1 rRNA gene is annotated in these 615 nt (G+C 35.9%); it reads right to left on the reverse strand.

The features are described 5' to 3' along the window. Positions 1-524 precede the first annotated feature (524 nt). A 16S ribosomal RNA gene (locus CS063_RS17400) occupies positions 525-615 on the reverse strand; the annotation flags it as partial.

Below are 615 nucleotides of genomic sequence, written 5' to 3' on the forward strand. Positions count from 1 at the left end.
GCTTATCACGTCCTTCATCGGCTCTCGGTGCCAAGGCATCCACTCTACGCTCTTAGTAGCTTGACCTAATCCGTTCAACTTACGTTGACGGTTTGTCATTTTGTGCCTTGTTAATCAACTTTCGTTGAATACAAAGAATATAAATTTATCGGTTAAATTGTAGATTTTAAACCAACAGATTACCTGTTTGTTACCCTGACAACTTGCGTTATCATTAGGCGCTAAAATAATTTTAGCTTGCTAGTTAAACTAGCATTTGAAGTTTAAATCTATCATTTCGTAGTATTTGTTTTTCAAAGTACAAGTTGGCTATTTGCATAACCCTTATAAAGGTCGTTCATTGCTGACGACTTGTATAATATTACACTATCATTTTACATATGTCAACACCTATTTATTATTTTTTATCTATTAATACTTAGCTTCAAATTATCCTAATTTAAACACAAAAAGGACTAGATTCCTCTAGTCCCTTACATAAACATTCAAAACAAAATAGTAACCATTCCAGTCATTTTCCTTAGAAAGGAGGTGATCCAGCCGCACCTTCCGATACGGCTACCTTGTTACGACTTCACCCCAGTCATTGGTTTTGCCTTAGACGGCTCCCTCCTT

Origin of the sequence: Sporanaerobium hydrogeniformans (genome assembly GCF_002735925.1) — a bacterium.
GTDB classification, from domain to species: domain Bacteria; phylum Bacillota; class Clostridia; order Lachnospirales; family Cellulosilyticaceae; genus Sporanaerobium; species Sporanaerobium hydrogeniformans.